The following is a 24,918-nucleotide window of genomic DNA, read 5'->3' as shown; positions in this document are numbered from 1 at the left end:
CACGCTTCTGTCGTCGGGTTCACGCTTCACGTTTCACGGACTTCGCGGGCGGTTAACGTTATTTCACTTGTGAGACCGGGTGAATGGCGGCACGCTGTGTGGCGTGAGCGACCAGGTTGCAACGCGCTATGGCGTGCTCGGCAGGGACTTGTCCATCGCCGTGCTCCAGGTAATCGTTCTCGCGTCTCGCGACGCTGTCAACGCGCTCAACGACGTGTGCCTGCATGCCGCCCGCGTGGACGCCCTGCCGCCCGGCTACAAGAGCTCGCCGCTGAGTAGATGGCAGGAGTTTCTGGGGAATCTGTTCCCAACGGAAATCCTCATTGTGGACGGTGCTGGTTCACCCTCGCCCTGCCTGGTCGAGCTGCCAGAGACGGAGACGGAGACGGAGCAGCGTGCGATCCGCCGGCTGCTTGGTGCCGCCGCGGCGTTCCTGGTCTCCGTTTCCGCCAGAGTCGACGAGGTCTGGGCTCTGGCGGAGGCGACTATGGCAGCGCACGCCGCCTTCGCGCGTGAGGCGCGGTCGCAGGCGCGGTTGGCAACCGCGGCCAGCGATCTCCTGCTGGACCACGCGGAGGCCGGGAGCTGGCGCGCTCTGCTGGCAACCTTCGTCGGGGACCAGACGCTGGCGGCTCAGGAAGTGCCGGCCGCGGACGTGCTGCCCCGAGATCGCGAATTTCCGCCGGTGGTCGTGAGCTTCGACGAAAAGCCCACCGAGGAAGACCTTCGCAGGTGGTTCCAACCTCCGCGACTCGGGGTCAAGATGGCCGGGCTGGGCGTTTCCGGAAAGACACGGCTCGTGGTGGCGCTCAAGGTCATCGCGCGCGTCCGGAATGGCTGGGAGCTCCGGCTGTTGGGGGAACCCGAGCTGGACATGCCGCCCCTGCATGATGCCGCGCCGCCCACTGAGACATGGGCGAGCCGCCCTCTGCCATGGGACGCCGCCGTGGAGACGCCTCCGACCACGTTCCTCGAGTGGTTGCAAACTCAAGAGGCTACGAACACGCCGCAATACCGAAGCCGCGTCGCCGCAGCTGTGGCGATGGTGCGACGTCACGACCTCACCGCGCGAATCGCGGACTTGGTGGTGCGCGTCGGCCCGGACATCGCCCCTGCGGTGGGCACTGCGTTCCGAGCTCTGGCCACCGCCTCCATCGGAGGCGACGACGTGGTGCGCACCTCGTGTGGGGCCGCCGGCCGGGATCCTGAAGCGATGTTGGCGCGCGAACTGACACCGCTGCTTCAGCTCGTCAGTCACGACCATCCGCCCGAGGAACGCCGAGGAGTCAGCCTCCCTAGCCTCTTCTGGCTGCTGCCCGAAGACAAGGCAGCCGCCTTCCTCATCGCCACCGCGTGCCTTTCCACGGAATCAGTCGCGAAGCAACTCGAACACGCTCCAGGTCCGGCGGACGTGTACGAGGACGCCCATCGAGCCCCGTGCCCCGTCGCGGACGGCAGTCGGAACGCTGACCGGATTCACCTCGGCCTGTGCGGCCATGAGTTCACCGAGCGTTCCCGCCTGCGGGTCACGCGGAAACCTTTCCTGGCCGGACGATCCGACGGCTATCGAGTCCAGTGCGGCGCGGTGTCGTCAAGGATCCAACGAAACGTCTCGGATCCGGATGGGTGGGCGTGGGAGCTGCTGACAGCCCTCGACGGCACCCGGACACTCGACGAAGTCGTTGCCACGCTAACCCGCAGCTTTCCCGACACAACCACTGACGAGATCCGTGCGGCTATCGACGAGATGGTCCGCGGCGGCTACGTCGAGGACGCCGGCGCTGTCGATGCGTTGACCGCGCGGGAGTCAGAGCGGTACAGCCGCAGCCAGGAACTCCTTCGATGGATGGACCGAGTGCCACGACGCTCGGGGTGGGACACCCAGCTGTTGCTGCGGCAGGCCCGGGTGGTCGTGGTCGGTGTCGGCGGGGTCGGTTCCTCTGCCGCTCTAGCTCTGGCCCAGTCGGGCGTCGGCGAGTTGCACTTGGTTGAGCCGGATGCGGCGACGGCGTTCAACCTCAACCGGCATGCCCTATTCCACGAGTGGGACCTGGGCCGGCCCAAGGTCGACGTGATGATCGAGCGGGTGCGTGAACGCAACTGCGAGATCACCGTCACTGGCGAAACGGCGGCCGTTACCGGGCCGGCGACGTTGGCCGAACTTGCAGCCAGGTGCGACCTGCTGGTGCTGGCCGTGGACCATCCCCAAGGCATCCGGTCCTGGACGAACCATGCCTGCGCCCAGACGAAGACGCCGTGGGTGTACAGCGGCCATCACGGCACCCATGTCACCGTGGGCCTGTATCTGCCGGGCACGGGGCCCTGCTACGACTGCACCTCCCTCGCAGAGCACGACCAGCGAGACGAACTGCCACTTCGTCCCCCGGCCTACACCGCCCCACCAGCGGCGACCGCGGCTGTGGCTGGCGTCGCTGGGCACATGGCCGCGCATGCCGCTTGCAGCCTGCTCTCCGGTATGCCCGAAATGCCGGCCAATCGGCAGTACGGATTCGACCTCGCCACTTTGGAAAACAACATCCGCAGCCTCGACGCATGCCGACCTGACTGCCCGACATGCGGTCAGAACGCTCGCTCCATCCCCGAGGCCGGTCCCCGTCCGCCAGTGGTGAATCCGGCGGACGGGTCGGCCGACGGCCTTGCACGCTCCGCGGCCCAAGCGGCTACGCCGCGCGATACGAGCCGGCCCGCTACGACGGGCACCATCAACTGGAATGCTTACACACACGAGCAGCTGTACGAATGGCTGCAGACCCCGGGGGCTTCGCAGGTCTCGTCGATTGCGGACGATTGGCTCTGGCAGAGCACCGAACTCGCCGACATCGCGTCTATCTTGGATGCCCTGCTGACAGCGTTGCTACAGAACTGGTCTGGGCCAGCAGCAGAGCTGGCCGGGAACCGGCTGGTTGCGCTGGCCAAGCGCGTGTCTAACTGCAGCGACCGCGCGGCGAGCACGGGGCACACCATCCAGTGGATAGCGGACGCGCATTGCCAGGCTCGCAACACCATGCCCCCGCCGGTGCGCCAACCCGACCAGGTAGCACTGATAAGGGCCGCGATCACCGGCGGCGGTGACAGCGTGTTCTGGGCCAGCGCCGCGGCGACCGCAGGAAAGGCCCAGGCGGTGTCTGTGATGCAGCAGTACGAAGCCTCACTGGCCGATGCGAATCCGCCAGACTTCGGTGCGAGCGTCGCAGACGATGAGCGCATCAACCGGCTGTCTGACGTCGACCACGACCTCGTCGACAACCACAATGACGCGTCCCCGGTCACTGCTCGGGTGCGAGGGCGCGATGACCCACGTGGTGAAGTGATCGTGTTTCGGGCCGAGGAAGTGAACGCCCAGATCGCCAAGCTTGCAGCGGTCCGAGACCGGATCGGCACCCTGGCGGACTCGGCTCACCGACTGGCTCAGCAGCAGCTTCTACTCGGCACCGCGCCACCTGCGGTGCACCTGGCCAGTCGGCTGCAGGAAGCGGCCGGCCCGTCGGGGCTATGCGGAGAGATCGGGGCCGCCAACACTGAATTGACCAACTTCGTCGCAGCGCTGAAAGCCAGTGTGGCCATGTACCTCGAGGCTGATGCGGCTTGCGCACCGTTCACCACTCTTGAGCGCTGATATCGAGCTGAATCAGCTGGCCGATCCTGCCGGGTCGAAGGGCCTGGCCGGAGCCGCATGACGCTGTTTGTGTGCCGGAGCGAACCCCGTCAGGCGCACCTCGACGACACCACTTGACCGCGTGCGGAGAGCGGCGCGAAGACTACCAACCGGCGCCGCCTCGGCATCCCGGCCGCGGCTGGTCCCGCAGCCGCGTGCGCCAGGCGTGCTGGCGAACGCGGCCTTCTGTGATCACGCCTCCACGATCCCGCGCAGTTCCGCCCACACCAGCCGTGCGTCAGCGAGAGCTTGACCGGCGGTCTCCCAGCAGTGGTGGTTTGGGTCGTCCAGCACAGCAGCCTGGTCGAAGTGACCCTCGGCAGGCGGTGGGCCGAGCGCGTCCAGCAGCGCATCGAGGTCGTCGACCGTGGTCAGCAGATACACCAGGTCCTGCAAATGCCGTGAGTTGAACGACGCGGCGGGCCCTTTCCTGCTATCCACACCGTAGGCACTCGCCTTGATCAGCATGGCGCGGCCGAGATCCGGCACAACCACCGCCGCCGACTGCCCGTCGTAGCTGGCCTGGATGACCACACGGTGCTGCAATGCCTTCCTGCCGCCGAAAACCTCGATCGTGGTGCCGGGCGGTGTCGTGACCAGATCGGGTCGCGGCTTCACCCCCGCGGGGGCGAGCACGTCGATCACCTCGCCTGCCGGGCCGACGTAGCGGTGTGCCAACCCCGCAGGACTGTCGATGGCAAGGTGGTACCCGAGCTCCTGCTCAAGCACCGCCACAGCGGCCTGCAAGGAGCCGGGCATCACTTCGACGTTGAACAGGACGTCGACATCTCGGGTCACCCGGGCCGGCGGACGGCGGCCGGCGGCCAGACCGTGCAGCAAGACCATGACGCCGCCGATCACCGCGTGTTCAGGCGGCAGCCGTCGCGACATCTCCAGCAGCGGCGGCCACAGCTTCTGATCGGCCTCTCCGGCCAGTGCAGGCAGAGCGACCCGGCCGAGCACGGGCAACTCCGCCCACGCCGCTGGGATCACGCGCCGCGACCGGGCAGTAGTCGGATCGCCGCCTGAGCGGCGCGCTCGTCGTGCTCGTCGAGCAGGTCCGCCGCCGCGACGGCGGCCGGGACCACCTCGCCCTTCAGCAGTTCGGTCAGGGCCGCCTCGCTCAGGTTGTGCGGCTCCACCAGCCGGATGCTGACGTTGGCGTCGCGATCGCCCCAGCGAACGCCCCGCAGCCCGCGTAGCCGCTCGTATCCGTGTGGCGATGCGTAGAAGATCGTGGCCACGTCGTCGGGCACGACGAGGTCGGCCCCGCGGGCGATGGCGGCATGCGCTCCCCCGACGGCGACCTGTGACAACGTGCGGGCCTGTTGCCGGGCTGACGAGAGCATCCTGGCCGGGATGTGGTCCGCGCGCCGCGCCAGCAACTGCGGCAGTTGACCGAGTGGGCGCTTCGCGTAGTCACGCACCCGCATCAGCTCCGTGGGTGAGACCCAGCTCGGCCGGTGACCGCCCAGCAGCCACAGCACCGCCCACGCCATCTTCGGCGACAGAGGGCGCCGGCTGCCCTGCGCCAACGAGCGGGCGCGATGACGGACCGCGACGGCGTCGACGAGCACCTCGTGGCCGGGCTTACGCGCGGCTAACTGGTCGGCGTTGACGAGCTCGCGCACCCGACGCCGGCTCACGCCCAGCTCGGCGGCCGCCTGACTGACGGGCATGACGCCTCGCATCTGCTTGTCCATCATCACCTCCCTGACCAGCTCAAATATACACTGCCCCCTACATATGCGCGAGGGAAGTGTATAGCGCCTGGTCGGCCGGGGATCGGGACTGACGCGGCCGCATGCGCGCGAGAGGCGGCTTCTTGGCCCGCCCGGGCTGGCGTTGCCGCGCCGATGAGGGTCAGGTGGCGTCGTCGTCGAGGTAGCGGCGGTAGACATCGAGCACCATGTCGGTCAGCCGCCGGCGCAAAGGCATGGGAGCGCCGCCGTCCCGGACGGTCAGGACCTGATTGTTGGTGGCGGCGACCAGCAGCTCGACCCATTCCGGTCGGCCGATTACCCAAGCCCGAGCCGGGTCGCTAGTCAGCGGTGCGCCAGCGAGCACGAGCGCGTCGTACAACCGCGGCCCAGTCTGACCAGAGGCCGGCAGGGCCCAGCGGCCTTGCACCGCACCGCCGTCGTCCAGCAGTAACACCCCGTCAACGATGACCACCAGCCGCTCCCACACCTGCACGACCACATCGTCACAGGTCAGCGCGCTTCAGACAGCGTCGCCTAGCGCGAGCCGTGGCACCGATGGCGGGTCACCCGGTCGAGAGGGGACTAGGGCGCTAGCGTGCCAGGTATGGCCACGCCGACGCCCACCGTGATGCCCGCACGCCGCGATCCGCACCTGGCCGCCAAGGCCGCACCAAGCCCGGCCGGGGCAGGGGAAGTAGTGTTCACAGACCTCGCGACCGGACTGACCGGTGTGGTTTGTCAACGTCCCGGTGACCGCATCTTCGTCTTTCACCCCACCGCGCCTGGTATGCCAGTGGAAGTGGTTGAGGAACCTGGTCGCTTCCGCGTCCTCCGCCCTGGTCAGGCTGGCCACAACGCTCACTCCGGCGACCACAACAACCGAGAGAGCGAGCAAGACACGACCGGGCAGCGCCGGCGCCGAGCACACCCCCGCGGACATCGCGGCGGTGGCCGCGGTCGTCGACAGAAGCGCTGACCAACTGCCCCGAGGAGAATCGCTGCAGTGACGACATCGTCCCGCGCTGCTGCCCTGCCCATCGCCCGCAACGTGGTGGAACGGGTCGACCGGCGCCACCGGTCGTCGCTGTGCACCGCGCCCGTGCTCAACGACGCCGGCGCTCTGTTGGACGCTTGGTGCGTCACCGCGGCGGACCGCGGCATCGACATGTCCGGGGGCTACCCGGGCGGCGAGTGGGCCGAACGGCTCGCCGTCGTCGCCCTGGAGATGGCCACCCGCCAGGTCCGCCAGCCTTGTCCGTCCACACCGGAGGAGGCAACCGCGCTGCTGGACACCGTGGTTGACCGCCTGGCCGAACGCGGCATCACCACGCGCCGGGACGTGCTGTACGTGGCCCTGCCCCGCACCAGCAGCACCCCCGCGTGGGGTGCGTTCGAGCGGTGCCGACTGGCCATCACCATCGACATCGCGTGCGGCTGGAAACTCGTCATCGACCAGCCGACCGGCTCACCAGTCGTCGAACTGGTCGGCCGCTGCGACGAATCGGGGATCGACGCCATGCTCGACCTCGCGACCACGGTCAACACCGGCGCTTACGGCAATATCTTCCGTTGACAGCAGGTGATCGACGGCCCAGCCGCTCACCTGCGGATCTCGAGATCACGCCGGATACCATTCGGGCGTCGTGGCTACGGCTTGCGCGCCAGCGCGGCGTACGCCCCGCTCTTCGACGCGCGCGGCCCGTCCGGCCGCCACAACTCCGTCGGCACCACACCGGGCTCCACCAGCTCAAGGTCGTCGCCCATCAGCGCCGCAACCTCCTCCCGGGTACGGGCAAAGACCCGCTCTAGGCGGTCGTTGTCCTTCTCGTACGCGGCGATCGCGGCGGCCATCTGCTCGGCATCGAAATCCCCGGTGGCGTGGCTGAGTGCGTGACAGCTGCCCGACGGAAGCGCGGAGTGGTAGTTAGCCAGCAGCGCCCTGGGGTCGTCGGAATCGGGGATGAAGTGGAGGACGGCTACCGTGAGCAGCCCGACGGGTTGGCTGAAGTCCAGAAATTCCGCGGCCTTGCTCAGGACGTGGTCCGGGAGGCGCAAGTCGGCTTGGACCGCGAGCACGTTCGGATCGCCGTTGAGGATGGTGTTGGAGTGGTTGACCGCGGACTCGTTGTTGTCGACGTACAGCACGCGGACCCAGGGAGTCACAATTCGTGCGACTTCATGGACGTTGCCCAGCGTGGGGATGCCGGAGCCGATGTCGAGGAACTGCGTGATCCCCTCGCCGACCATGTGTCGGACGGCCCGGCGCAGGAAGTTTCGGTTGCTGCGAACGTAGCCATGCGTGTCCGGCGCGGCTTCGCTGATCCGGTGAGCCAGCTCGCGATCGATCGAGCTGTTTGAGGCCCCGCCGAGAAAGTAGTCGTAGAGCCGCGCGGCGTTGGGCGTGGCGAAATCCACGGGCAAGTCACGAGGTCGCACGTCGGCCTCCAGACACACCGGTGCTGAACGAACGGTGTGGCCGGGTGGTCTTCACGGCGCGTCGACCTGAGCTCGAGGCGGCACCGGTTGAGCCGCGGCCGGCGTGAGGGCGGGGCAATGCGGTAGGTCGCCGGCGATCACGTGAATGGCCCGTGGCTATGAGGGCGACGGTCAGAGCGCCAGCGACGGCGCGCAGTCGAGCCGTCTCGGACATCCAGGCCGCCGACGCCGCTGGGCGTTGTTCGGACATTCCTGGGGCTCCCGTCAACGAGATCCTGCACGGCAATGGTCAACTTCCACGACCTGCGGTGATCGTTAGCGACCGCGATGTCCGGGCGCCAGGAGCGTTGGGGGAAAATGGGCTTTCGAGCAACGCTCCCGCTCGAATGGGTGATCGGCGGCGATCAGGAGGCGTAGGTGGCCACGGACCACGGTCCCAACGAGGCGCTGATCCACGCCCGAGAGGGCGTCATGGGCCTGACCGTCCCGGAACTGGTCGCGGCGGTCAACGAGCGGTTGGCCGAAGTCGGCGTGGTCCTCGACGACGCCCTGTACCGCAAGTGGGAGCGCCTCGGCTGGCGCCCACGGGATTCCCGGATCTCCGCCGCGGTCGCCGCGGTGTTGGGCGCTGCGGAGACGGAGTTGTTCCCACCGGCGCGGCCGCGGGGAGCAGCCGCGGTGCCGGCCTTGGAGCCGACAGCGCGGTGGGAGAACCCGCAGGCCGCGGCGGCGCGGCTCACCCAGTTGACTGCGGACACGACCTCGGCGCTGACCATGCTCGACGACAGGATCGACGGCGTCGTGGACCGCTACGAAGCCGCGGGCCCGTTCCGCCTGATTGGCGAGGCCCGGGCGATCCACAAGTCGGTCATGAGGATGCTGGCCGGCGGCCACACGCCGAAGGTACAGACCCAGATCTACCTCCGCGCCGCCCGCGTCGCCGGGTTGCTGGCCTACATGGCGATCAACGCCCGCCGGCCGGCGCTGGCGGACCTGTACGGCGAGGAGGCGTGGTTCTACGCCAGCGAGACGGGAGACCAGGACCTCCGGGCCTGGGTTCGCGCCACCCAGGCTCAGGGGGCCTACTGCGTCGGCGACGCCGAACTGGCGCTGGAGCTCGCGACCGACGGGCAGCGCTACGCCCGCCTGGACGGCCAGTTGGTGCGGCTGCTCGTCAACGGGCAGGCCCGCGCGCACGCCAAGCTCGGCAACGCCAGCGAAACCTACCGAGCGGTGGACCAGGCTCTGGCGGCGCTGGATGCCCACCGCGACGCGCCGGCCCAGCTGACCTCCTGCATCTCGTTCGGCGCCTACGGCCTGCCTCGGGCCGCGGCCAACGCGGCAACCGCGATGCTCGGCATCGGCGACACCGCGCAGGTCCGGGCCTACTCCGCCCTGGTGGACACCTCGACCAGCATCTGGTCGCAGTCGCTGGTGGGTCTGGACAACGCCGCCGCGCTGCTGCTGGACGGCGAGGTCGAAGAAGCGATGAAACTCGGTAGTGAGGCCCTGGCCGCTTCCGCCCGACACCCGATCCGCAGCGTCTACGACCGGGCGCACGCGCTGCACACGGACGCCGCCGGTGTCGCGCCGGTGCCCGCTGTCGAGGCGTTCGCCGCCACCTTGACCAGTTGGGCCTCGCGCCGCGAGAACCGGGTCGCCGCCGGACTGGCCGCATGAGTGGCCGCAGCGCCCCGTTTCCTGCGACTCCTCCCGCGTCCCTGACCGACACCGACGTGATCCACGAGCACGACTGGGTCTCGTTCCAGCAGGTCGAGACGATGGTCGAGCACTGGGACCGACCCGGCTGGTGGACCGGCCGCGCCAGCTACCACTGGATGGTGCTGACCCGACCGAACTCGGCCGTGCTCAACCTCGTGTGCCAGGCGCAGGCCGGCCTCGCCGACCACTCCGGCCTCGACCTGGTCGCGCCGGACGCCCTCCACCTGACGGTCAGCCGCGTCGGATGGGAAAGCGACGTTCCACTCGATCACCTCCCCCGCCTCGCGGCCGCCGCGCGCGCTCGTTGCGCGGATCTGAAATCGCTCGCGCTCGAAGTGGGCCCCTTGGCCGGATCACGTGGCGCTATTCGGTTGTCCGTCGCCCCGTGGGACGACTTGCTGCGGCTGCACGACCGGCTCCGAGCCGCCACGATCGACGTGCTCGGCGAGACCGCCACCCCGCCGCCGCGCAGCGCGTTCCGCCCGCACCTGGGTGTCGCCTACAGTCGCCGCGCTCAGCCGGCAGGACCTCTCGTGCAGGCCGTGGAGGCCCTGCGACCCCTCCCCCGAGCTCTGCAGGTGGTGTCGACCGCCGAGCTGGTGCGGCTCGAACGGGCCGACCGCGGCTACCTCGTGCAGCCAGTGCACACGGTGCAGCTGCAGGGCTGAATCCGCCGCCTCCGCCCGCACGAGCCGAACCGCTTCACGGCTACAGAAAGGCGCCGTCGATCCTCGGTGTTCGCGCGGGTTTCGCCGCTGCTGTCGCCGCACGCCGGCCGGCGCCGCCTATAGGCAACGCCGGGAGCCAACAGCCGCACGGATCGGCAGCTCCGGGCAGTACCTGCTGCAGCCAGATCGCGCTTCAAGGAGGCACCTATGGCGGTCGGTACCGTGGTCACGGCAGACCTCACCGTCGCGCTGGACGTCGGCTCCCGCGCGGTCCCGTGGACATCGTCACGCAACGCGTCCGCTGCCCGGATCGAGGCGTCGACGCTCGATGTGGAGGCCGGGCAAGCCGTGCCACGCCGGGTGCTTGTCGAGCATCACCTCGCGGTCGATGGCGGCAGGGCATGACCGAGTTCGGGGAGGATGCGGACAACCCGGCGCACTTGGCGGACGTGCTCAATCGCTGGAACAAACGGCATGACGCAGAGGCGATGCTGTGCCCGGCGGGCCCGCACGGGCTGATGGAGGCCGTAGACGATCCGGAGACCAGCGCCTTGTGGTGGATGTGCGTCACGTGCGAAGACATCCAGCCCGTCACCGAGGACCAGGTGACCATGGCGCTGGGGTGGATGGAGCTGCCCGAACTGGCCGACCGACCGGCGGGCGGCGAGGTGGTGATGCCGGACCGGATGCCGGGAGACCGCGGCGACGGAACCGTGCGGGTGCCGGTCGACGTCGTGGAGATCGGCGGAGACAGGACAGTGCACGCCACGTCCGCACAGCTGCTGGGCGTGATCGCGGGTGCACTGGTCAGCGCTGCGGTGTACTGGCAGACACAGCCCGTCGGCTGGTGGCTGCTGATCCTGGTGGTGGCGCCGCTGGCGGGCTTGCTGATCGCCACCTGGCGGTTTCCCAGCGCGACGGTGCTGAGCGAGGAGGCGGTATGGGCGACTGATCTGCAGCGCGGGCAGTGGGTGCGGTTGGCCGCCGGCGGTTCGGCAGCCGGCCTTGCCACCCGGATAGTGCGGATGCGCGGGCTGCCGGCCAACCATCGGTACTTCCCCGGCGTGGAGGTCCATCTGCTCGACGGCGCGGTGGTTGAGTGTCGCCACGACGACATCTGGTTGGTGCTCCGACTGGCCTGACCTCAGGTGAGCCGACCACCCCGACCAGGCCCGCGCACCACCTCCCGCGCGTTGCAGGTGGTCGCGGCCGCCGAACTGGCGCGGTTCGAAGATCGACAAAGCATTGCCGCCGCCGGCTGCCAGGCAGCCACTACCAGCGGGTTCATAGCAGCCACACCGCCCCGTAGGCGCCGAGCCACACCAACGACATCAGCAGCGGCATCCCCAGCTCGGCCACCCATCGCGGTAGGTAGCTCAGCAGCTTCTTGCCCCTATCGGCGAGTTCCCACTCGGCGGTGTATGGCCGGACCGGAAGGGTGGATTCCATGGACTCGATCACCCTGTACTTGCGCTCGGCCTGCCGTGTGATGGACAGGATGTTCCACGCCCAGCTGATGTTGACCAGCAGCATGACCACCAGCCCGAGAGCGCCCACCTTGAGGACGTCCCCGCGGCTCGGTGTGATGCCCAACTTCAGAAACAGCGCGATGCCGGCGACACTGGCCATGTGTATGCGCAGGAAACGCCAGTTCGACCGCACGCGGGACCGAACCAACTTTTCCGCCGTAGGCGCGTAGTCCCGGTACTGCTGGGCGGCGACCTTGACCAGTTCCAGTTGTGTCGGGTCTGTCGGGTTGAAGTCCGGATGCCGGATCGACACTTCACGTCCCTTGTGCCGGGCCGGGATACCGCTTCCGAAGACTGTCATGACAGGTCAGCCCTCCAGGCTGTACGCACCGAAGTACTTGTCGTCCGTCCCGTCGACTGCGTAGCTCGCCGAGCTCCGCGCGGTTAATCACCGTGTCCCGCAGCTCCGTCTGCGGGTCCTCGACGCGCATGTCCAGCCACACCAAGGCGAATCGCCTCGTCGAGGTGCCTGCCGCTGTCCTTTTCGGTCAGGTGTGTGCCGGCTCGTGGCACCAGCACACGCCGCAGCGGAAGCCCTGTTCCGGGTCGTCAAAGCGCGCTCGGACCTCGTTCGCGCCGTCCAGGGCCAGCATGGACCCGGCCGGCGTGGTCGGGTCCATGCGCCACACGGCGGCCGGCCGGCGGCCGGGGTCGAACCGGACCCTGGTCTCCACCAGCGCGAGACTGGCTGCCGGGGTGACCTGGTAATCCTCGGCGATCGGGTGGCCGTCGAGGGCCTGGTGCACGATGGTGAAGGTGTGCGTTTCGTTACGCGTCAACGGTTTAGGCAGCGCGAGCAGGTGCCAGAACGCGGCTGTGCCGAGGCGTTTCGAGGCGACGATGCGTGCCCCGTAGTCGATGTCGGCGTCCACCAGGCGGTCGGCGTTGTCGTGCCGGGGCGGCACATCGAACGAGACGGCGAGGTGCGCGAGGCCATCGCGGCTGGCGACGATGGTGTACTGCTCGACCACCTCCGGTGTGGGGCGGTCGAGCCGGACCAGCGCCCGCAGCTCGCGCACGGCCCAGCCCCGCTCCGGGTCGTGCCAGCCAGTGTTCTTGGCGACGGCGCGGGCCAGGGTGACGAACGCTGCGTCAACGCGGCGGCGCGCGGTGCGCTCGCCCAGCTTCTGGTCAGCGGCGATCAGCGCGGTGCGCCCGAGCAGCGTCACGGCGCCCAGGTTCGGCTCCAGGCCGAGCGCGGCCAGGACGATCCTGCGATCGGCCGCCGGCAGGTCCGCGTCCGGGATCTGGCCGACGGCCGCTGTGATCAGTCGCTGGACCTCCGCACTGCCGCAGCCGGGCGGGATGTCGGCCCAGCGGGCGACCCCACGCCCGACCAGCTTGTCCACGTAGGACCGGTGCAGGCCCTCGCCTCGGCGCAGGACGATGAACTCGTGAACCAGATCGTCCTGCATCGTGGTGATGTTGTTGCGCCGCAACAGTCAGCCCACCCTGACCGTCACGCTCAGCCGCTTGTGATCGCTGTCGGGATTGTCCGGGTCGACGGGCTCGTGGATGCAGCCCGAGCCCGGCACCACTCGATTCGCCAGCGCGGGGCTGAGCAGGATGTGGTCGATCTGCGTGCCCTGCCGACCGGACGGCTTGAGGAGATTGGTGCTGGTGAAGATCCCGGCCTGCTCCGCCATGTCCACGAACCCGATCCCGCCCGTGCGGCGACCCTCCTGGTCGTTCCACGCCCCGCACAGGAAGTCCAGGGCGCTGGTGGTGCGCCGGTAGGGCCGGTCGGGGATGCCGGCGGTGTGGCGCATGCGGTGCAGGAAGCGCGCGGGCTGCTCCACGAGGGCGCGGTCTTCCAGGTCGGTGGGCTCGCGCTTCGGGCCGGACAGGTGCTCGTTCATGTCCAGCAGCGCCGCGCTGAGCCGGTCGTCGTAGGCCAGCCACCGCCACCCTTTCGCGTCGGCGGTGCGGTAGACGTCCTCGTTCAGGTCACCGTGGCCGGTGACCACGTGCAGGATCTCCTCGCCGTCCACGGGCCGCACCTTGAGCAGGTTGCGGTTGCGGGCGGCGAAGTCGGGTGCGCGGTGGTCGAAGAACCTCTTCACGATAAGGGTTTGCGCGTCGAAGAAGATGCATGGGGCGAACGCGCCGCCCTCACGCGGCAGCTGGCAGGGCAGCGGGATGTAGGCGCGGCCGCCGGCCTCGCGCATCGCTTCGGCCGCGCCCCACATGCCCGCGCCGCCGAAGTACTCGTACAGGTCGCCTTCGCCCATGACCAGCACGTGCGGCCAGCGTTCCCGCATCACCCGGACCAGGCCGGTGAAGTCGTAGCCGCCGGGCGGGTTCTCCCCGCGTGAGGTGGGGTTGGTCAGGCCCCCGTGGGCATAGTTGAAGTACGCGAGGTCGATGTCCACGCGGTCCCCTCTTTCGGTCCTGTTGTGGCTGGTCGTAGCGGTGGCTGGTGTCGGCTTCGTCAGCGGGATCGGAGCCGGATCCGGTCGATGAGGTCGGTTCCGACGCGTCGATCACCGCCGTGCCGGACGGTGCATTCGGGCGGGATCCACAGGAACGGCTGCGGTGAGCCGTCGCGGTGGACCGGAACGAGGTTGGAGGCACCCAGCAGCAGCGAGAACGCGACGCCGAGCCGGCCCGAGGCGTCCACGCACGCGCTGCCGTGCCACGGGTACAACAAGGACCCGCCCAGGTACGAGAAGCCGATCTTGCCGGGGCCCGGCAGGCTCGTGCTCAGGTGCAGACCGTCGCCGAACAGGGCCTCGTTCACGTTGTGTCGCGCGTCGGCTGCGCAGGTGCCGAGGTAGCTGGCCGTGGCCAGCCATGCCCGCCTGATCAGCTCCTGCCTGGCGGCCCGGACCGCCGCTGATGGCTCGTCCGTGCGGCTGAACGGGTCGGCCAGCACCAGGCGCGACCACTCGGCGTCGCCGGGGCCGGGCACCGCGACGGAGTACAGCAGCGATGCGAACAGGCTGGGGAACGAGGGGACGGAGCCGTCGGGGAGGTCACCGGTGAGCGCCCGGACGGGCAGCTCCGCGCCGTGGGGGTCGCAGGTGTCGGCGGCCGCGCTGGTCGCCTCGACGATCGCCGCGCGGTATCGCTCGACGTCGTGCCTCCAACGCGCTGCCCGCTGCGGCCCGAGGCTGCTCCGCGCCGCCTCGAGCTTGCTCACCCATCCCATGTCTGGGTCGCCGATCTGGGCCCACAGCGTGTCCACCGCCGCCCGGTAGACGGCCAATTCCTCGCTGGGGCGGGGGCGGTAGTAGCCGCCGTCGCGCATGACCGTCAGCCACACGCCCGGCGGGTAGAGCTGGCGCAGCGCCTGCACCAGCTCCCACAGCCGCAGCATCGCCCCGAACTCCGCCAGGTCCGGCAGCGGGCCACTGGCTTTGAGCAGGTTGTCATGCTGCTTGAACGGGAAACCTTGGATGGTGATGGGGACTGGGGAGCCGTCCTGAACGAATGGGCGGACCTTGTCGGCGACCTCCGCCACGGTGGTGTACCGCCTGGGCCCCTGCCGGTAGCGGTTGTGGGTGAGGACCGGGTGGAAGCCGGTGGCGACCTCGTCCACCGTTGTCGCTGTCGGTGTGCCCATCTGCGTGACCGCGAACTGGGCGACCTGGTCGGCTGCTGCCGCTGACCGGTCCCGCAGCGCCAGCAGGAGCCTCGTGTGCTGCTGGTCGGTCAGCGTGACCGCGTGGCCCAGGCGGGTGTCGGTCTTCACGGCGGCCAGGTCGAGCGCCGCCAGTGAGCGGGCGCTGTTGAGTGTGTGCATTGAGTCGATCCCCTTGCTGTGGCTGGGAAAGATCACTGGTTCGCTGGCTGATCGCACCGGCGCGGCGGCGCCGCGCCGGGTCGGTACGCTGCGCGGATGACGCAACGGTCAGGCGGCGCGAACGTCGCTGCGGTGGATGTCGGGGGAACCCAGATCAAGGCGGCGCTGGTCGACGAGGACCTGACGGTGACCGCCGAGCGTCGGTGCTCGACTCCTGTGGCCGGCCCAGACCGGGCCCGTGAGGTCGCGGACGCGGCCGCGCGGCTGGTTGCCGAACTCGCCGACGCCACGGGCCGCAGGGTGGACGCGGTGGGCCTGGTGGTGCCGGGCATCGTCGACGCCGAACGTGGCGTGGTGGTGCGCTCGGGCTCGATGGGCTGGCGGGAGGAACCGCTGCGGGACCTGGTCGCTGAGCGCACCGGGCTGCCCACTGCGTTCGGGCATGACGTGCGGACAGCCGGCCTCGCGGAGTACCGGCTGGGCGCGGCGGCCGGGTCGCGCAGTGCGATGTTCCTGGCCTTGGGCACCGGGCTGGCGGCCGCCTTGGTGCTGGACGGCCGGTTGTTCGAGGGTGGCGGGTTCGCGGGCGAGCTGGGGCACGTCGACGTCGGCGTCCCCGAGCCGTGCCGCTGCGACATGTCCGGCTGTTTTGAGGCCGTCAGTTCGGCGGCCGCGATCGCCCGCCGGTACACCGCGCGCACCGGGCGGCCCGTCGACGGCGCGGCCGAGGTCGCCGCGCTGCTCGAGACCGATCCGGACGCGGCGGCGGTGTGGGCCGACGCCGTGCACGGGATCGCCGTCGCGTTGGCGTGGAGCGTGAGCCTGCTCGCGGTCGACACGGTCGTGATCGGCGGTGGGCTGTCGCTGGCCGGTCCGAAGCTGCTGGAGCCGGTGGAGAAGGAACTGGCGGGGCTGCTGACGTTCCAGCGGTCGCCCACGCTGGTCGCTGCGGCGCTGGGTGACCGGGCGGGCTGCCTCGGTGCCGCGCTGCTCGCGCTCGACGCGCTGGCCGGGTGAGTGACCACCTGCGCCCTCACCATCCGTGCGCGCTGGCCAGGGTGGTGGCGCCGGGCCGATCGACCCAGTCAGTGGCCAGGTAGGCCGCCTGGGTCTCGATGCGCGTGGTGCCGTGCCAACCCTCCGCGATCGCGGCTTCCGACACCGCGTGGACGGTCGGTACCGCCGGGTCGAGCGCGAGCGCGGCCAGCGTCTCGGCCAGCGCGCCCGGCAGCAGGTCGTATACCGCCAGCCGGCGGGTCTGGAGCATGGTCCCGACCAGCGTGGGCGCGGGCCCCTCGACGACCGTGCGGACGTGTTCCAGGCGGGCGGCGTCGACGAGGTCGACCAGGCCGGGCATGCCGACCTCGCCGAGTTCCTCGCGGATCTCCCGCAGCAGGCCGTCCTGGCTGGTTTCCCGGTCGGTGCCGGCCTCGAACCACCTGACGAACTCGGGGAACCTCCGCACCGGCAGGGTGCCACGCAGGTCCACCTCCGGGCCGATCGTGTCCCGCTCGGGGCACCAACCGATCCCGGCCAGCGTCGCAGTCGCGGCGCAGTGGTAGGTCAGCGCGCCGCCGGGCGGCCCGATCACCGCGCCGTCGCCGGTGTCGAGCAGCACGAGGTCGTTGTCGACGCGTGCCCGCAGCAACGCCGCGACCGAGACCCGCATCAGGGCACTGGAGGAGGACTCGACAACGGGCGCCTGCTGTAGGCTCACGCGAACTCCTTGTCGGATAAGGGAATTGACAACTCGGGGTAGTGGTAGCGACGTCGGTTCAGCTTGAGGCCGTGACGGCTGCAGACGACGCGAGAAGGTGGTCGTCGAGGGTGTTTTCGTTCCAGCGTTGGGCGATCGCAGCGCACCGGGCTTGCAGCGCGTCTAGCACGATCGGCAGCAACGGGTTGAGGTTGCTGGGCCGGTGTACGGCCACGATGCGGCGGAAGACGTCGCCATCGATGAGGTTCAGCACACCGAGTCCGGCGCCGCTGCCCACGGCCAGCCGCGGTGCCAGCGCGATGCCGAGCCCTCGATGCACGAGCGAGCAGACGACGCCGTAGTCGTTGCTGCGCATGGTGATTCGGGGGGTGAACCCCGCGGTGACGCAGAGGCGTTCCATGGCCGTGGAGCCGGCGGTGTCGCCGCGGGTGCAGATCCAGCGTTCGTCGGCGAGCTCCACAAGGGATACCTCCCCGCGGGCAGCCAGCCGGTGTGCGGGTGAGGTGACCAGCACGAGCGGTTCGTCCAGCAACGGCGTCGCGACGAGTTCCTCGGGCCAGGCACGGGGATCGAGGTCGTAGGCGAACACAACGCCGGCGTCGCGGCCGCCGTCGAGCACGCCGGCGACCACCTCGTCCGGGTCGCCTTCGTCTAACAGCACATCCACGCCAGGCCGCTGCTCGACGACCGCGGTCAAGGCGGATGCCATGATCCGGGCGTTCGCGGTGGCGAAGCTGGCTAGCCGCAGGGTGCCGGTGTCGCCTCGGGTCAGGGCCTGCACCTCGCGCTCCAGTTCGGAGAGGCCTGCGAGTGCGTCCCGACTGAGCAGGGCCATCCGCTCAGCGACGGCGGTCGGCCGCACGCTGCGGGCCGAGCGCTCGAACAGTTGGGCACCCACCGCTCGTTCCAGCATGGCGATCTGTTGCGACACCGCTGAAGTGGTGTAGCCGAGCAGACGTGCGGTCTCGGCAAACGAACGGGCCCGGACTGCCTCGGTCAAGGTGCGAAGGTGGATGGGGTTCAGCATCGGGGCGCCGACGTTGGTCTGGTGCAGGCCGGCTCGGCAGGGCGCTGCACGCCGGCGGACGGTGACGGCGGAAACGGCGTCAGGTATAGGTCAGCCGAGGTGATGGTCAACGTCGGGGTGACCGCGGCGAGCAGCACGGCGATGCCGGCGGCACGCTGTTCGGTTGCCGAACAGAGGTGCGCGATCAGCAGCGCGGCCAGCACCGTCGCTGCGATCGATGTCGTTACGGTCAGGGGTGTACCCACGGCGTGCTTCCTTCGGAGTTGGGCTGGCTCGTCGACGCTCGGCCGGTGGCGTTCTCAGCCGTGCTGGGGTCGCGGGCTTGAACGTCTTGCCGCGGGGCCCCGGTCCAGGTGGCGACCGGCGGCGCCGGCCTGGGTCGCGGTTCGGGGTGGTCAAGGCCGAACACGTGGGCCAGACCGGTCACCACGATCATCGTCACGACCACGGCGAGCAGGGCGATGCCCACGCCCCTGACCGGGGCTTGGTCGGGCAGCGCGTGCTGCGAGCGCACCAAACGGTGTCGGTCGGGCTGCTGCTCGGGTGGGGGGAAGGCCACGTCCGGAACGGACCTGGCGTGGTCGGGCGGCGCTGTCGGGACGTGCACGCATCCTCCGTGCTCGGGTGCGCAGGGACGGGGTCGTGGGGTTGTGAAGCCGGGTGTTGTCCATCGGCTGTTCGGCGTGATCCGCCGCCGGTCGAGGTCGATCAAGCGTTGGCGGACCAGCGCCGGGTCAGGCGGGCAGCAGCGGGGCGACTTCGCGTTCGTAGAAGCCGTGGATCGGCTCGCCAAGCTGGATCAAATCGGCGATGCGGTCGCGCCAGTGCGCGATCACGTCACGGTCGGTGTACCGGGTTCCGCCGATGTGGAGTCCGCTGGCGTCGTAGAGGACCTCGTAGACGGCGACCTCGCCGCACACCACGACCTCGGGCCAGTCCGCGGGGCCTCCGAGATCGGGTCGGTCGACGAGGTTGATGACGTGGGTGCGCATGCCGATGTCGTCTCGCATCCGCAGCAGCGGCAGCTCCCACAGCAGGTACCGCGCCAGCGGGGTGACGACCAGCCGTACCCGCTGGTTCGTCGAGCCCTGTTGGAGCATCCGTGCGTGCCGGCGCTGCAGTCCCGCGCGGCGATCCTCGTGCATTCGTATCGCTTCGCCCAGTCCGCCCGCGTTGAACGTCCGCCAGCTCGCGCTGCGCGGCTCCAAGAAGGTCTGGCGTGCTTCGAGCTTCCAGAACCCTGCCGGCCCGCTGCGGAAGAAGTCCTTGTCGAAGGCGGCGTGGTAGTCGGCGAGGTTCATTGTCTCGCCAAGGCCGTCGGGGAACACGTTGATCGTCATGGGAGTCCGTTCTCAGCAGGCGGTGGTGGTGTCGCTGCGGGTTTGGGTGCGCGAGTCCGGCCGCGCGTGGGTGTGGTTGTGCGCTCAGGAGCTCCGGCGGCGTCTGCATCTGGTCGAGAAGCCGTCCCGCTGGCGGCGCGGAGTGGGCCTGCCCGGGTGGCTGCGGCCGCCAGCGCAGCCACCCGCATCTCCATGAGGGCTGGCGTGCCTGTCAGCCCGGCCCACGGGCGCTGGTGCCCGCGGTCACCCGTTGAGCAGCAGGTCGGGGTTGTTTCGCCACTGCAGGAGCCGGTCGATCGTCTGCTTCGGGTCCAGCGACGCATCCCGCACGGCGGTCCAGTGGTCCTGCGCCCGCTGCCGCCCGCGGCGGCCTCGGACACGTCGGCCGCCGGTGGCGTCCTCGACGTAGACGTAGTCCCGCCGCCACCAGCTGTCGAACTGCACCTGGCAGAAGTCGCTCGGGATGTAGACCAGCTTGTTGTCCCGCGGCAGCAGCCTCAGCGTGAGGCGGTCATCGCTCACGCCGTCCTCGTGCCGGGCGACCGTCAGCATCCAGTCGAGCTGCGCCTCGGCGACGCGCCGGTCGAAGGCGGAGAACAGCTGCACCAGGGCGTGTTCGCCCAGGACGTAGTCGAGGTTGCGCATGGCCGGTCGGGTGAACGCATCGCGCCGGCGCGTGCGCAGCGCGATCGCCGTGTTCCTGTCCAGTCCGCTGCTGGGCCGCCCCGCGTGTTCCTTCTGGAAGCCGACGAACAGCTCGTCCTGCCACCCGCCGGGAAAGCTGATCAGGTGGAAGTGCTGGCCGGACACGGCGTGGTTCAACTCGTCGCGGATGAAACCGCGGGCGTACTTGGGGACGTGACGGAACTGCGCGGTGGCCGCAGGGGCGATCGGCGCGGTGGTGCTGGTCATCGAGTTCGTGTCCTTGACGTCGTGGGTATCGGCGGGGCTTAGCGCAGGGAGTCGCGGATCGTCTCGACCAGAGCCAGGGTGCCGTCGTAGTCGAGAGCGTGGGCGGCCAGTTCGTCGAGGTTCGCGCCGGCTTCGTCGAGCGCGTCCTGGCTGGTCAGGTACAGCGCGTGGTGCACGCCGTGGGGTCCGAAATCGAGCTCGAAGTAGACGAAGTCCTGTTCGCCGGCGGTGTCGTCGAACGTCAGGATGGTGAGCTCGCTGGGCATCGAGTCGGCGCTGGCCTCACGCGGCACGAGCCGGATTTCGGTCGTCTCGTCGCACCACTGCATGTGGCCTTCGATCGCGTCGGTCAGGAAGTCGAGTTGTCGCCACATCAAGTCGATGCCGTAGGCGCGCCGGATACGGTGCAGGGCCTCTTCGTAGATGAGGATCTGGTTGCTATGCAGGGCGGATGACCGCAGCGCCCTGCGCCGGTAGTCGCGTTGGGCCAGCGCGACGTCGGCGCCGAAGGGCAGCGGCTTCTTCTTCGTCGCCTTGGCGTGCTGGGCCCCGGCCAACGCGGGACAGTGCAGCGCGCCGGGCAGGCGCATCGAGTGGTACCGCCGCACGGTCCGGGCCTTGTGTTCGGCCGCGATCAGCCGATGGGTGTAGGCCGGTGTGCCGGCGAACAGGTCGACGGTGTCGGTGAGCACGGGTGGGTCCTTCCGGTGTTGGGAACGAGGCTCGAATCGACTGCGCCCGCGTGGCGGTGCCCGCGGCCGCGTCGGCGGCTGGCTCAGCACGGGACTTGCGTGAGCAGTTCGTGCGCCTGAGCCACGCCCCGCCGGTCGCCGGCGACGGTGTAGTCCTGTTGCGCTTGCTGGAAAAGCTGCGCTGCTGTCCGGCGGTCTCCGTTGCGCAGATGCAACTCCCCCAGCGCCAGTGCGGCATCTGCGACATAGCGAGGCGATCCGCTGTTCTCCGCTGCGGACAGCGCCTGTAGCAGAACGTCTTTCGCCCGACCACACTGTCCATTTAGGACCAGCGCGCGTCCCAAATAGGTGTTGCAGCGGCCCGCCTCGACGCCGTGGCCGAGGGCGAGCAGTTGGGCGGCCGCGGCGCGGTAGAGCACGATTGCCTGGTCGAGCCGCTCCAGCTCGACCAGGACGTCGCCGAGCCGGCGTGTGTGCACGGCGGCGTCGGTGGCGAGCACGTCGTTGGAGATCGCCGCCTTGATCATCTGCTCGGCTCGGTGCGGCAACCCGCTGGCCAGGGCGATCTTGCTGAGGGCAGAGTAGGCGCTGGCGCGTAGCGCCGGGTCGTCCAGCTCGTCGGCGATCGTCAACGCCCGCTGGGCGTGCGGGTGCGCGGCGGACGCGCGCCGGTCGGCGAGCATCGCGTGCACGAGCATGCAGCGCAGCCGGCCCTCCGCCAGAAGATCGCCGCACAGGTGGGCGGCGTCCACACCGATCTGGTTGACCCGGATCCAACTGTCGAGGTCGCCGTGCCGGTAGAGGCCATGTCCCCACAAGGCGACAGCCAGCCGCCACGCGAGGTCGTGCCGGCCGAGGTTTTTCATCGCCGCCTGCGCGGCGATCACGTTCGGGCGGTGCCAGTCGAACCAGGCAAGGGCCTGGTCACTGGTGAACGGGGTCCGCGTCCCGGGCTTGTGGGCGGCGTAGTCGAGGCCCGGACGCGGCCGGGCCGGCAGGATGCTGTACTCCCGCGGCGCCGCCTCCTTCAGCAGGGCGGTAGCGATGGCGATCTGGGCGTTGCGGCGGTCCTGGTCGGTGTCTAGCTCGGCGCTGTGGCGGCGGGCGCTGGCGCGCGCCGGTTCGGGATAGGTGTAGCGGTCCTGCTCGCGCTCGAGCAGGTCAGCGGCGACGAGTTCGTCCAGGTACTCGCCGGCGGTGCCGTCGTCGACGTCGACGACCGCCGCGGCGATCGAGACGGTCGCGTGCGGGCCACGGTGCGCGGCGGCTAGGAGGCGGTATAGCCGGGCGGTGGCGGGCCGCAGGCTGGGCTGGGACATCTCCGAGGCCCTGTCCGCAATCACGTTCACTCCGAGGTCGGGTTGCGATGGCCGGCCGTGCGTCGTGCGTCGCTGTTCGCGACCGCATCGGCTCGGGGCGGTCACGAGGTCGATTCGGGGTCAGGGCAGGCGGCGAGCAGGATCCGCGCCTCGGCAGCGCGGGGGCTGGCTACCGCCTCGAACAGGGCCTCGGCCGCCATGAGGTGTTCGCGGGCCACGTCGGTGTCGCCGACACGACGGGCGAGCTCCGCCCGCGCCATGCGTGCTTCAGCTTCTTCTTTCGGCGCGCCGAGTCGCTGCAGCTCAGTGACCGCAGTGGCCAACGTTGAGCCGGCGCGGTCGTACTGCCCGAGTGCCGTGTGGATCCGGCCACGCGTGATCCGGACTCGGGCCAGGTTGTACGGGTCGGGTGGTTGCATCTGCGGGCTCGCAAGCAGCTGCTCGGCGCGGGAAGCCAACGGCAGTGCCTCGCCGGCTTCGCCGACGGCCAGGTAGGTGGCCGCGAGGTTGTTCATGGTCAGCGCGATCGTGCGGTCAGAGGATCCGAGTTCGCGGTGGACATGCAGGCAATCGCGCAGCAGCTTGATCGCGTGATGCGGGTCGCCGTCGGACCGTTCGACCAGGGCGAGTTGTTCGGTGGCGCCCGCGGCTTCGGCCCAGGCACCCAGGCCGGTCCAGATCGTGCGGGCCATCGAGAGGTCAGCCTTCGCCAGCGCGTTGCGGCGGGCGCTGTGCTGGAACATGCCCCGCCGTTTGGCCGCCTCGGCCACCTTCCACGGCTCTCCCAGGGCACGGGCCGCGGACAGGAACAGCCAGTCGATGGGCTCCCGTAGCTCGTAGTGCTTGCGTTCGAGCAGCACCGGCCAGGTCGCGTCCAACAACGTCCAGCACAGCAGGTGCAGGCCGATGTCGTAGACGGCTTGGGCGGCGGCGAGCACGTTGGCGAGTTCGTCGCTCAACCAGTCCATGGCCGCGTCGCGGTCGAGCTCGGGTACGGAGTCGAGCTGGTAGTCGGGGACGTAGGTGCTCGGGCGGGTCCGGTGCGGCGTGGCGAGTTGGTCGACGGCGCTGGTCCTGGCCAGGTAGTAGTCGCCGATTCGGTGCAGCAGGTCGTGCACCTGTTCGGTCGGAACCTGCCAGGCCACGGTCCGTTCGTGTTCCAGCACCGTGGCTTGTCGCCGCCATCGGCCAGGCCCGGCCGGCTCGAACAGCTCCGCCTGGGTCAGGGCATGAAGGTGTTGTTCCGCGGTCGCGTTCGAACAGACCAGGGCCGCGGACACGACGCCGACGTCCACAGTGGCGCCCGGCCAGTGTCCCAGCAGCCGGTACAGCAGCTGCAGGGTGCGGTCGAGCGCGTTGTAGGCCAAGTCCAAAGCGGGCACGTGGGGTCCTTGAGGGGCGTGGCTGGACGTGGCGGCCAGCTCTGTGAGCAGGGAGTGCACGGATCGCTGCGGCTGCAGCACGAGGGTGGCCGCAGCCAAGCCCGCGGCCATCGGGCTTCCGCCGCAGAAGGCAATCAGCTCGTCCAGCGCCTCCATCTCGGCGCTAGCCCGGTTGTCGCCGAGGATGCCGATGATCAGGTCGCGGATGGCGCTGCTGGGCAGCGGCTGCAGCTGCAGGACGACGGCGCCGTCGAGAATGGCCGCCGGCCCGAGCGAGGTGCGGGTCGTGACCAGCACCAAGGCGTGGGCGGAGGCCGGCAGCAGGGCCCGCACGGCGTCCCAGCTGGCGACGTCCTCCAACAGCACGACCAGCCGCCGGTCGGCGGTCTGCGTCCGGTACTGGGTCGCGGCCTCGCCGGCGTCGGCCGGGACGTTCTGAGGCGGCACGCCGAGCGCGCGCAGGAACTGCGCCAGGCCGGCGTGCATGCGGTCGCCGGCGGGTTGGCGCGGCCAGCTGCCGCGCAAGTCGAGCACGAGCTGGCCGTCTGCGAACTGATCACGGTGTTCGGTGGCCACGAACGTCGCCAGCGCGGACTTGCCGATGCCCGCGGGGCCGGTCAGCACCACGATCCTCGGGCGCCGTTTGGTGTGGGGCTGCGCGACCAGGGTGCCAAGCTGGTGGCGCAGGTCTTCGCGGTCGGTGAAGTGGGCGGGCACGGGCGGCAGCTGCGCGGGAACAACGCGGCCGGGCACACCGGTGCCGTGCACGATCACGTCGCCGTAGACGGCGCCGGCTTGCATAGCCGCGGAGACCGTGCTCGCCGTGAGGGTGTTGCGCGTGCCGGGTTGCAGGCCGTGCTCGCTCATCGCCGAACTCCCGCACGGCGCGGCGCTCGATACGGAGGCCGACTCGTTCGGCCTCCGGCGTCGGGCACAGGGAACTGCAGGCTGCGCAGAAGGGCCAGTGCTTGGCGAACAGTCGCGGCAACCGCCGGGCCACCGCTCCGCACGCCGCGATCCAGTACAGCTGATCTCCGTGGCGCAGCGGCT

The 24,918-nt window shown here is 69.9% G+C and carries 24 protein-coding genes; 7 read left to right on the top strand and 17 right to left on the bottom strand.

The features are described 5' to 3' along the window. Positions 1-103: 103 nt before the first annotated feature. On the top strand, positions 104-3,637 hold the full coding sequence (locus BCF44_RS46320) for a ThiF family adenylyltransferase (protein ID WP_116180937.1): 3,534 nt from the start codon (positions 104-106) through the stop codon (positions 3,635-3,637). A 231-nt stretch (positions 3,638-3,868) separates the two neighbouring features. Here BCF44_RS46320 and BCF44_RS46315 read toward each other — a convergent pair whose 3' ends face one another. From BCF44_RS46315 to BCF44_RS46305, 3 genes are all read right to left on the bottom strand, one after another. Further along, on the bottom strand, positions 3,869-4,639 hold the full coding sequence (locus BCF44_RS46315; RefSeq protein WP_116180936.1) for a hypothetical protein: 771 nt from the start codon (positions 4,637-4,639) through the stop codon (positions 3,869-3,871). Between the two features lie 26 nt (positions 4,640-4,665). Then, positions 4,666-5,379: a MerR family transcriptional regulator gene (locus tag BCF44_RS46310; protein WP_147328908.1), complete on the bottom strand. Its 714-nt coding sequence runs from the start codon at positions 5,377-5,379 to the stop codon at positions 4,666-4,668. Positions 5,380-5,539: 160 nt separating this feature from the next. Then, entirely contained in the window at positions 5,540-5,872 is a 333-nt protein-coding gene (locus tag BCF44_RS46305; RefSeq protein ID WP_147328907.1) for a hypothetical protein, read from the bottom strand. A gap of 510 nt (positions 5,873-6,382) precedes the next feature. On the opposite strand from BCF44_RS46305, the gene BCF44_RS46300 reads away from it, so the two are divergent. Continuing rightward, the gene (locus BCF44_RS46300) at positions 6,383-6,952 is read left to right on the top strand and encodes a hypothetical protein (protein ID WP_116180933.1); all 570 of its coding nucleotides are present in this window, start codon (positions 6,383-6,385) and stop codon (positions 6,950-6,952) included. Positions 6,953-7,026: 74 nt separating this feature from the next. Here BCF44_RS46300 and BCF44_RS46295 read toward each other — a convergent pair whose 3' ends face one another. Beyond that, positions 7,027-7,794 (bottom strand): SAM-dependent methyltransferase, encoded by a 768-nt coding sequence (locus BCF44_RS46295; RefSeq protein WP_170218121.1) that lies wholly within the window; start codon positions 7,792-7,794, stop codon positions 7,027-7,029. A gap of 438 nt (positions 7,795-8,232) precedes the next feature. On the opposite strand from BCF44_RS46295, the gene BCF44_RS46290 reads away from it, so the two are divergent. From BCF44_RS46290 to BCF44_RS46275, 4 genes are all read left to right on the top strand, one after another. Beyond that, a complete protein-coding gene (locus BCF44_RS46290) occupies positions 8,233-9,495 on the top strand; it encodes an NsdA family TPR-like regulatory protein (protein WP_116180931.1) in 1,263 nt (420 codons plus the stop codon). Beyond that, positions 9,492-10,205 (top strand): 2'-5' RNA ligase family protein, encoded by a 714-nt coding sequence (locus BCF44_RS46285; protein ID WP_116180930.1) that lies wholly within the window; start codon positions 9,492-9,494, stop codon positions 10,203-10,205. The genes BCF44_RS46290 and BCF44_RS46285 overlap by 4 nt, the downstream gene beginning before the upstream one ends. Positions 10,206-10,412: 207 nt before the next feature. Beyond that, positions 10,413-10,610, top strand: a complete 198-nt coding sequence (locus BCF44_RS46280) for a hypothetical protein (protein ID WP_116180929.1) — start codon at positions 10,413-10,415, stop codon at positions 10,608-10,610. Further along, positions 10,607-11,347, top strand: a complete 741-nt coding sequence (locus BCF44_RS46275; RefSeq protein WP_116180928.1) for a hypothetical protein — start codon at positions 10,607-10,609, stop codon at positions 11,345-11,347. Before BCF44_RS46280 ends, BCF44_RS46275 begins: the two co-directional genes overlap by 4 nt. A 142-nt stretch (positions 11,348-11,489) precedes the next feature. On the opposite strand, the gene BCF44_RS46270 is transcribed toward BCF44_RS46275, so the two are convergent. The 4 genes from BCF44_RS46270 to BCF44_RS46255 form a co-directional block, all read right to left on the bottom strand. Next, a complete protein-coding gene (locus BCF44_RS46270) occupies positions 11,490-12,035 on the bottom strand; it encodes a RipA family octameric membrane protein (RefSeq protein ID WP_147328906.1) in 546 nt (181 codons plus the stop codon). 187 nt (positions 12,036-12,222) lie between these two features. Further along, a complete protein-coding gene (locus BCF44_RS46265) occupies positions 12,223-13,149 on the bottom strand; it encodes a hypothetical protein (RefSeq protein WP_147328905.1) in 927 nt (308 codons plus the stop codon). Positions 13,150-13,176: 27 nt separating this feature from the next. Continuing rightward, positions 13,177-14,106: a hypothetical protein gene (locus tag BCF44_RS46260; protein ID WP_116180925.1), complete on the bottom strand. Its 930-nt coding sequence runs from the start codon at positions 14,104-14,106 to the stop codon at positions 13,177-13,179. Between the two features lie 59 nt (positions 14,107-14,165). After that, positions 14,166-15,479, bottom strand: coding sequence for an L-tyrosine/L-tryptophan isonitrile synthase family protein (locus BCF44_RS46255; RefSeq protein WP_116180924.1), 1,314 nt, complete (start codon positions 15,477-15,479; stop codon positions 14,166-14,168). A 96-nt stretch (positions 15,480-15,575) separates the two neighbouring features. Here BCF44_RS46255 and BCF44_RS46250 point away from each other — a divergent pair, with 96 nt between their 5' ends. Then, positions 15,576-16,496 carry an ROK family protein gene (locus tag BCF44_RS46250; RefSeq protein WP_116180923.1) on the top strand — a complete coding sequence of 307 codons (921 nt, stop codon included), beginning with the start codon at positions 15,576-15,578 and terminating at the stop codon, positions 16,494-16,496. A 16-nt stretch (positions 16,497-16,512) separates the two neighbouring features. On the opposite strand, the gene BCF44_RS46245 is transcribed toward BCF44_RS46250, so the two are convergent. From BCF44_RS46245 to BCF44_RS46205, 9 genes are all read right to left on the bottom strand, one after another. Continuing rightward, positions 16,513-17,196 carry an SMODS-associated NUDIX domain-containing protein gene (locus BCF44_RS46245; RefSeq protein WP_147328904.1) on the bottom strand — a complete coding sequence of 228 codons (684 nt, stop codon included), beginning with the start codon at positions 17,194-17,196 and terminating at the stop codon, positions 16,513-16,515. A gap of 58 nt (positions 17,197-17,254) precedes the next feature. Further along, on the bottom strand, positions 17,255-18,223 hold the full coding sequence (locus BCF44_RS46240; protein ID WP_116180921.1) for a LysR family transcriptional regulator: 969 nt from the start codon (positions 18,221-18,223) through the stop codon (positions 17,255-17,257). Further along, entirely contained in the window at positions 18,217-18,426 is a 210-nt protein-coding gene (locus BCF44_RS46235; protein ID WP_116180920.1) for a hypothetical protein, read from the bottom strand. Before BCF44_RS46235 ends, BCF44_RS46240 begins: the two co-directional genes overlap by 7 nt. Positions 18,427-18,452: 26 nt before the next feature. Next, positions 18,453-18,830, bottom strand: a complete 378-nt coding sequence (locus tag BCF44_RS46230) for a hypothetical protein (protein WP_116180919.1) — start codon at positions 18,828-18,830, stop codon at positions 18,453-18,455. 127 nt (positions 18,831-18,957) lie between these two features. Next, positions 18,958-19,563, bottom strand: a complete 606-nt coding sequence (locus tag BCF44_RS46225) for a DUF6879 family protein (protein ID WP_116180918.1) — start codon at positions 19,561-19,563, stop codon at positions 18,958-18,960. Between the two features lie 243 nt (positions 19,564-19,806). Next, positions 19,807-20,475, bottom strand: a complete 669-nt coding sequence (locus tag BCF44_RS46220; RefSeq protein WP_116180917.1) for a Scr1 family TA system antitoxin-like transcriptional regulator — start codon at positions 20,473-20,475, stop codon at positions 19,807-19,809. Positions 20,476-20,513: 38 nt separating this feature from the next. Beyond that, entirely contained in the window at positions 20,514-21,167 is a 654-nt protein-coding gene (locus tag BCF44_RS46215; protein ID WP_116180916.1) for a DUF5753 domain-containing protein, read from the bottom strand. Between the two features lie 83 nt (positions 21,168-21,250). Next, positions 21,251-22,486: a tetratricopeptide repeat protein gene (locus BCF44_RS46210; RefSeq protein WP_170218120.1), complete on the bottom strand. Its 1,236-nt coding sequence runs from the start codon at positions 22,484-22,486 to the stop codon at positions 21,251-21,253. A 101-nt stretch (positions 22,487-22,587) separates the two neighbouring features. Continuing rightward, entirely contained in the window at positions 22,588-24,735 is a 2,148-nt protein-coding gene (locus tag BCF44_RS46205) for a tetratricopeptide repeat protein (protein WP_116180914.1), read from the bottom strand. Positions 24,736-24,918 lie beyond the last annotated feature (183 nt).

The sequence above is a fragment of the Kutzneria buriramensis genome (assembly GCF_003387475.1).
Taxonomy (GTDB): Bacteria; Actinomycetota; Actinomycetes; order Mycobacteriales; family Pseudonocardiaceae; genus Kutzneria; species Kutzneria buriramensis.
This window is presented reverse-complemented; position numbering and strand designations above follow the sequence as displayed.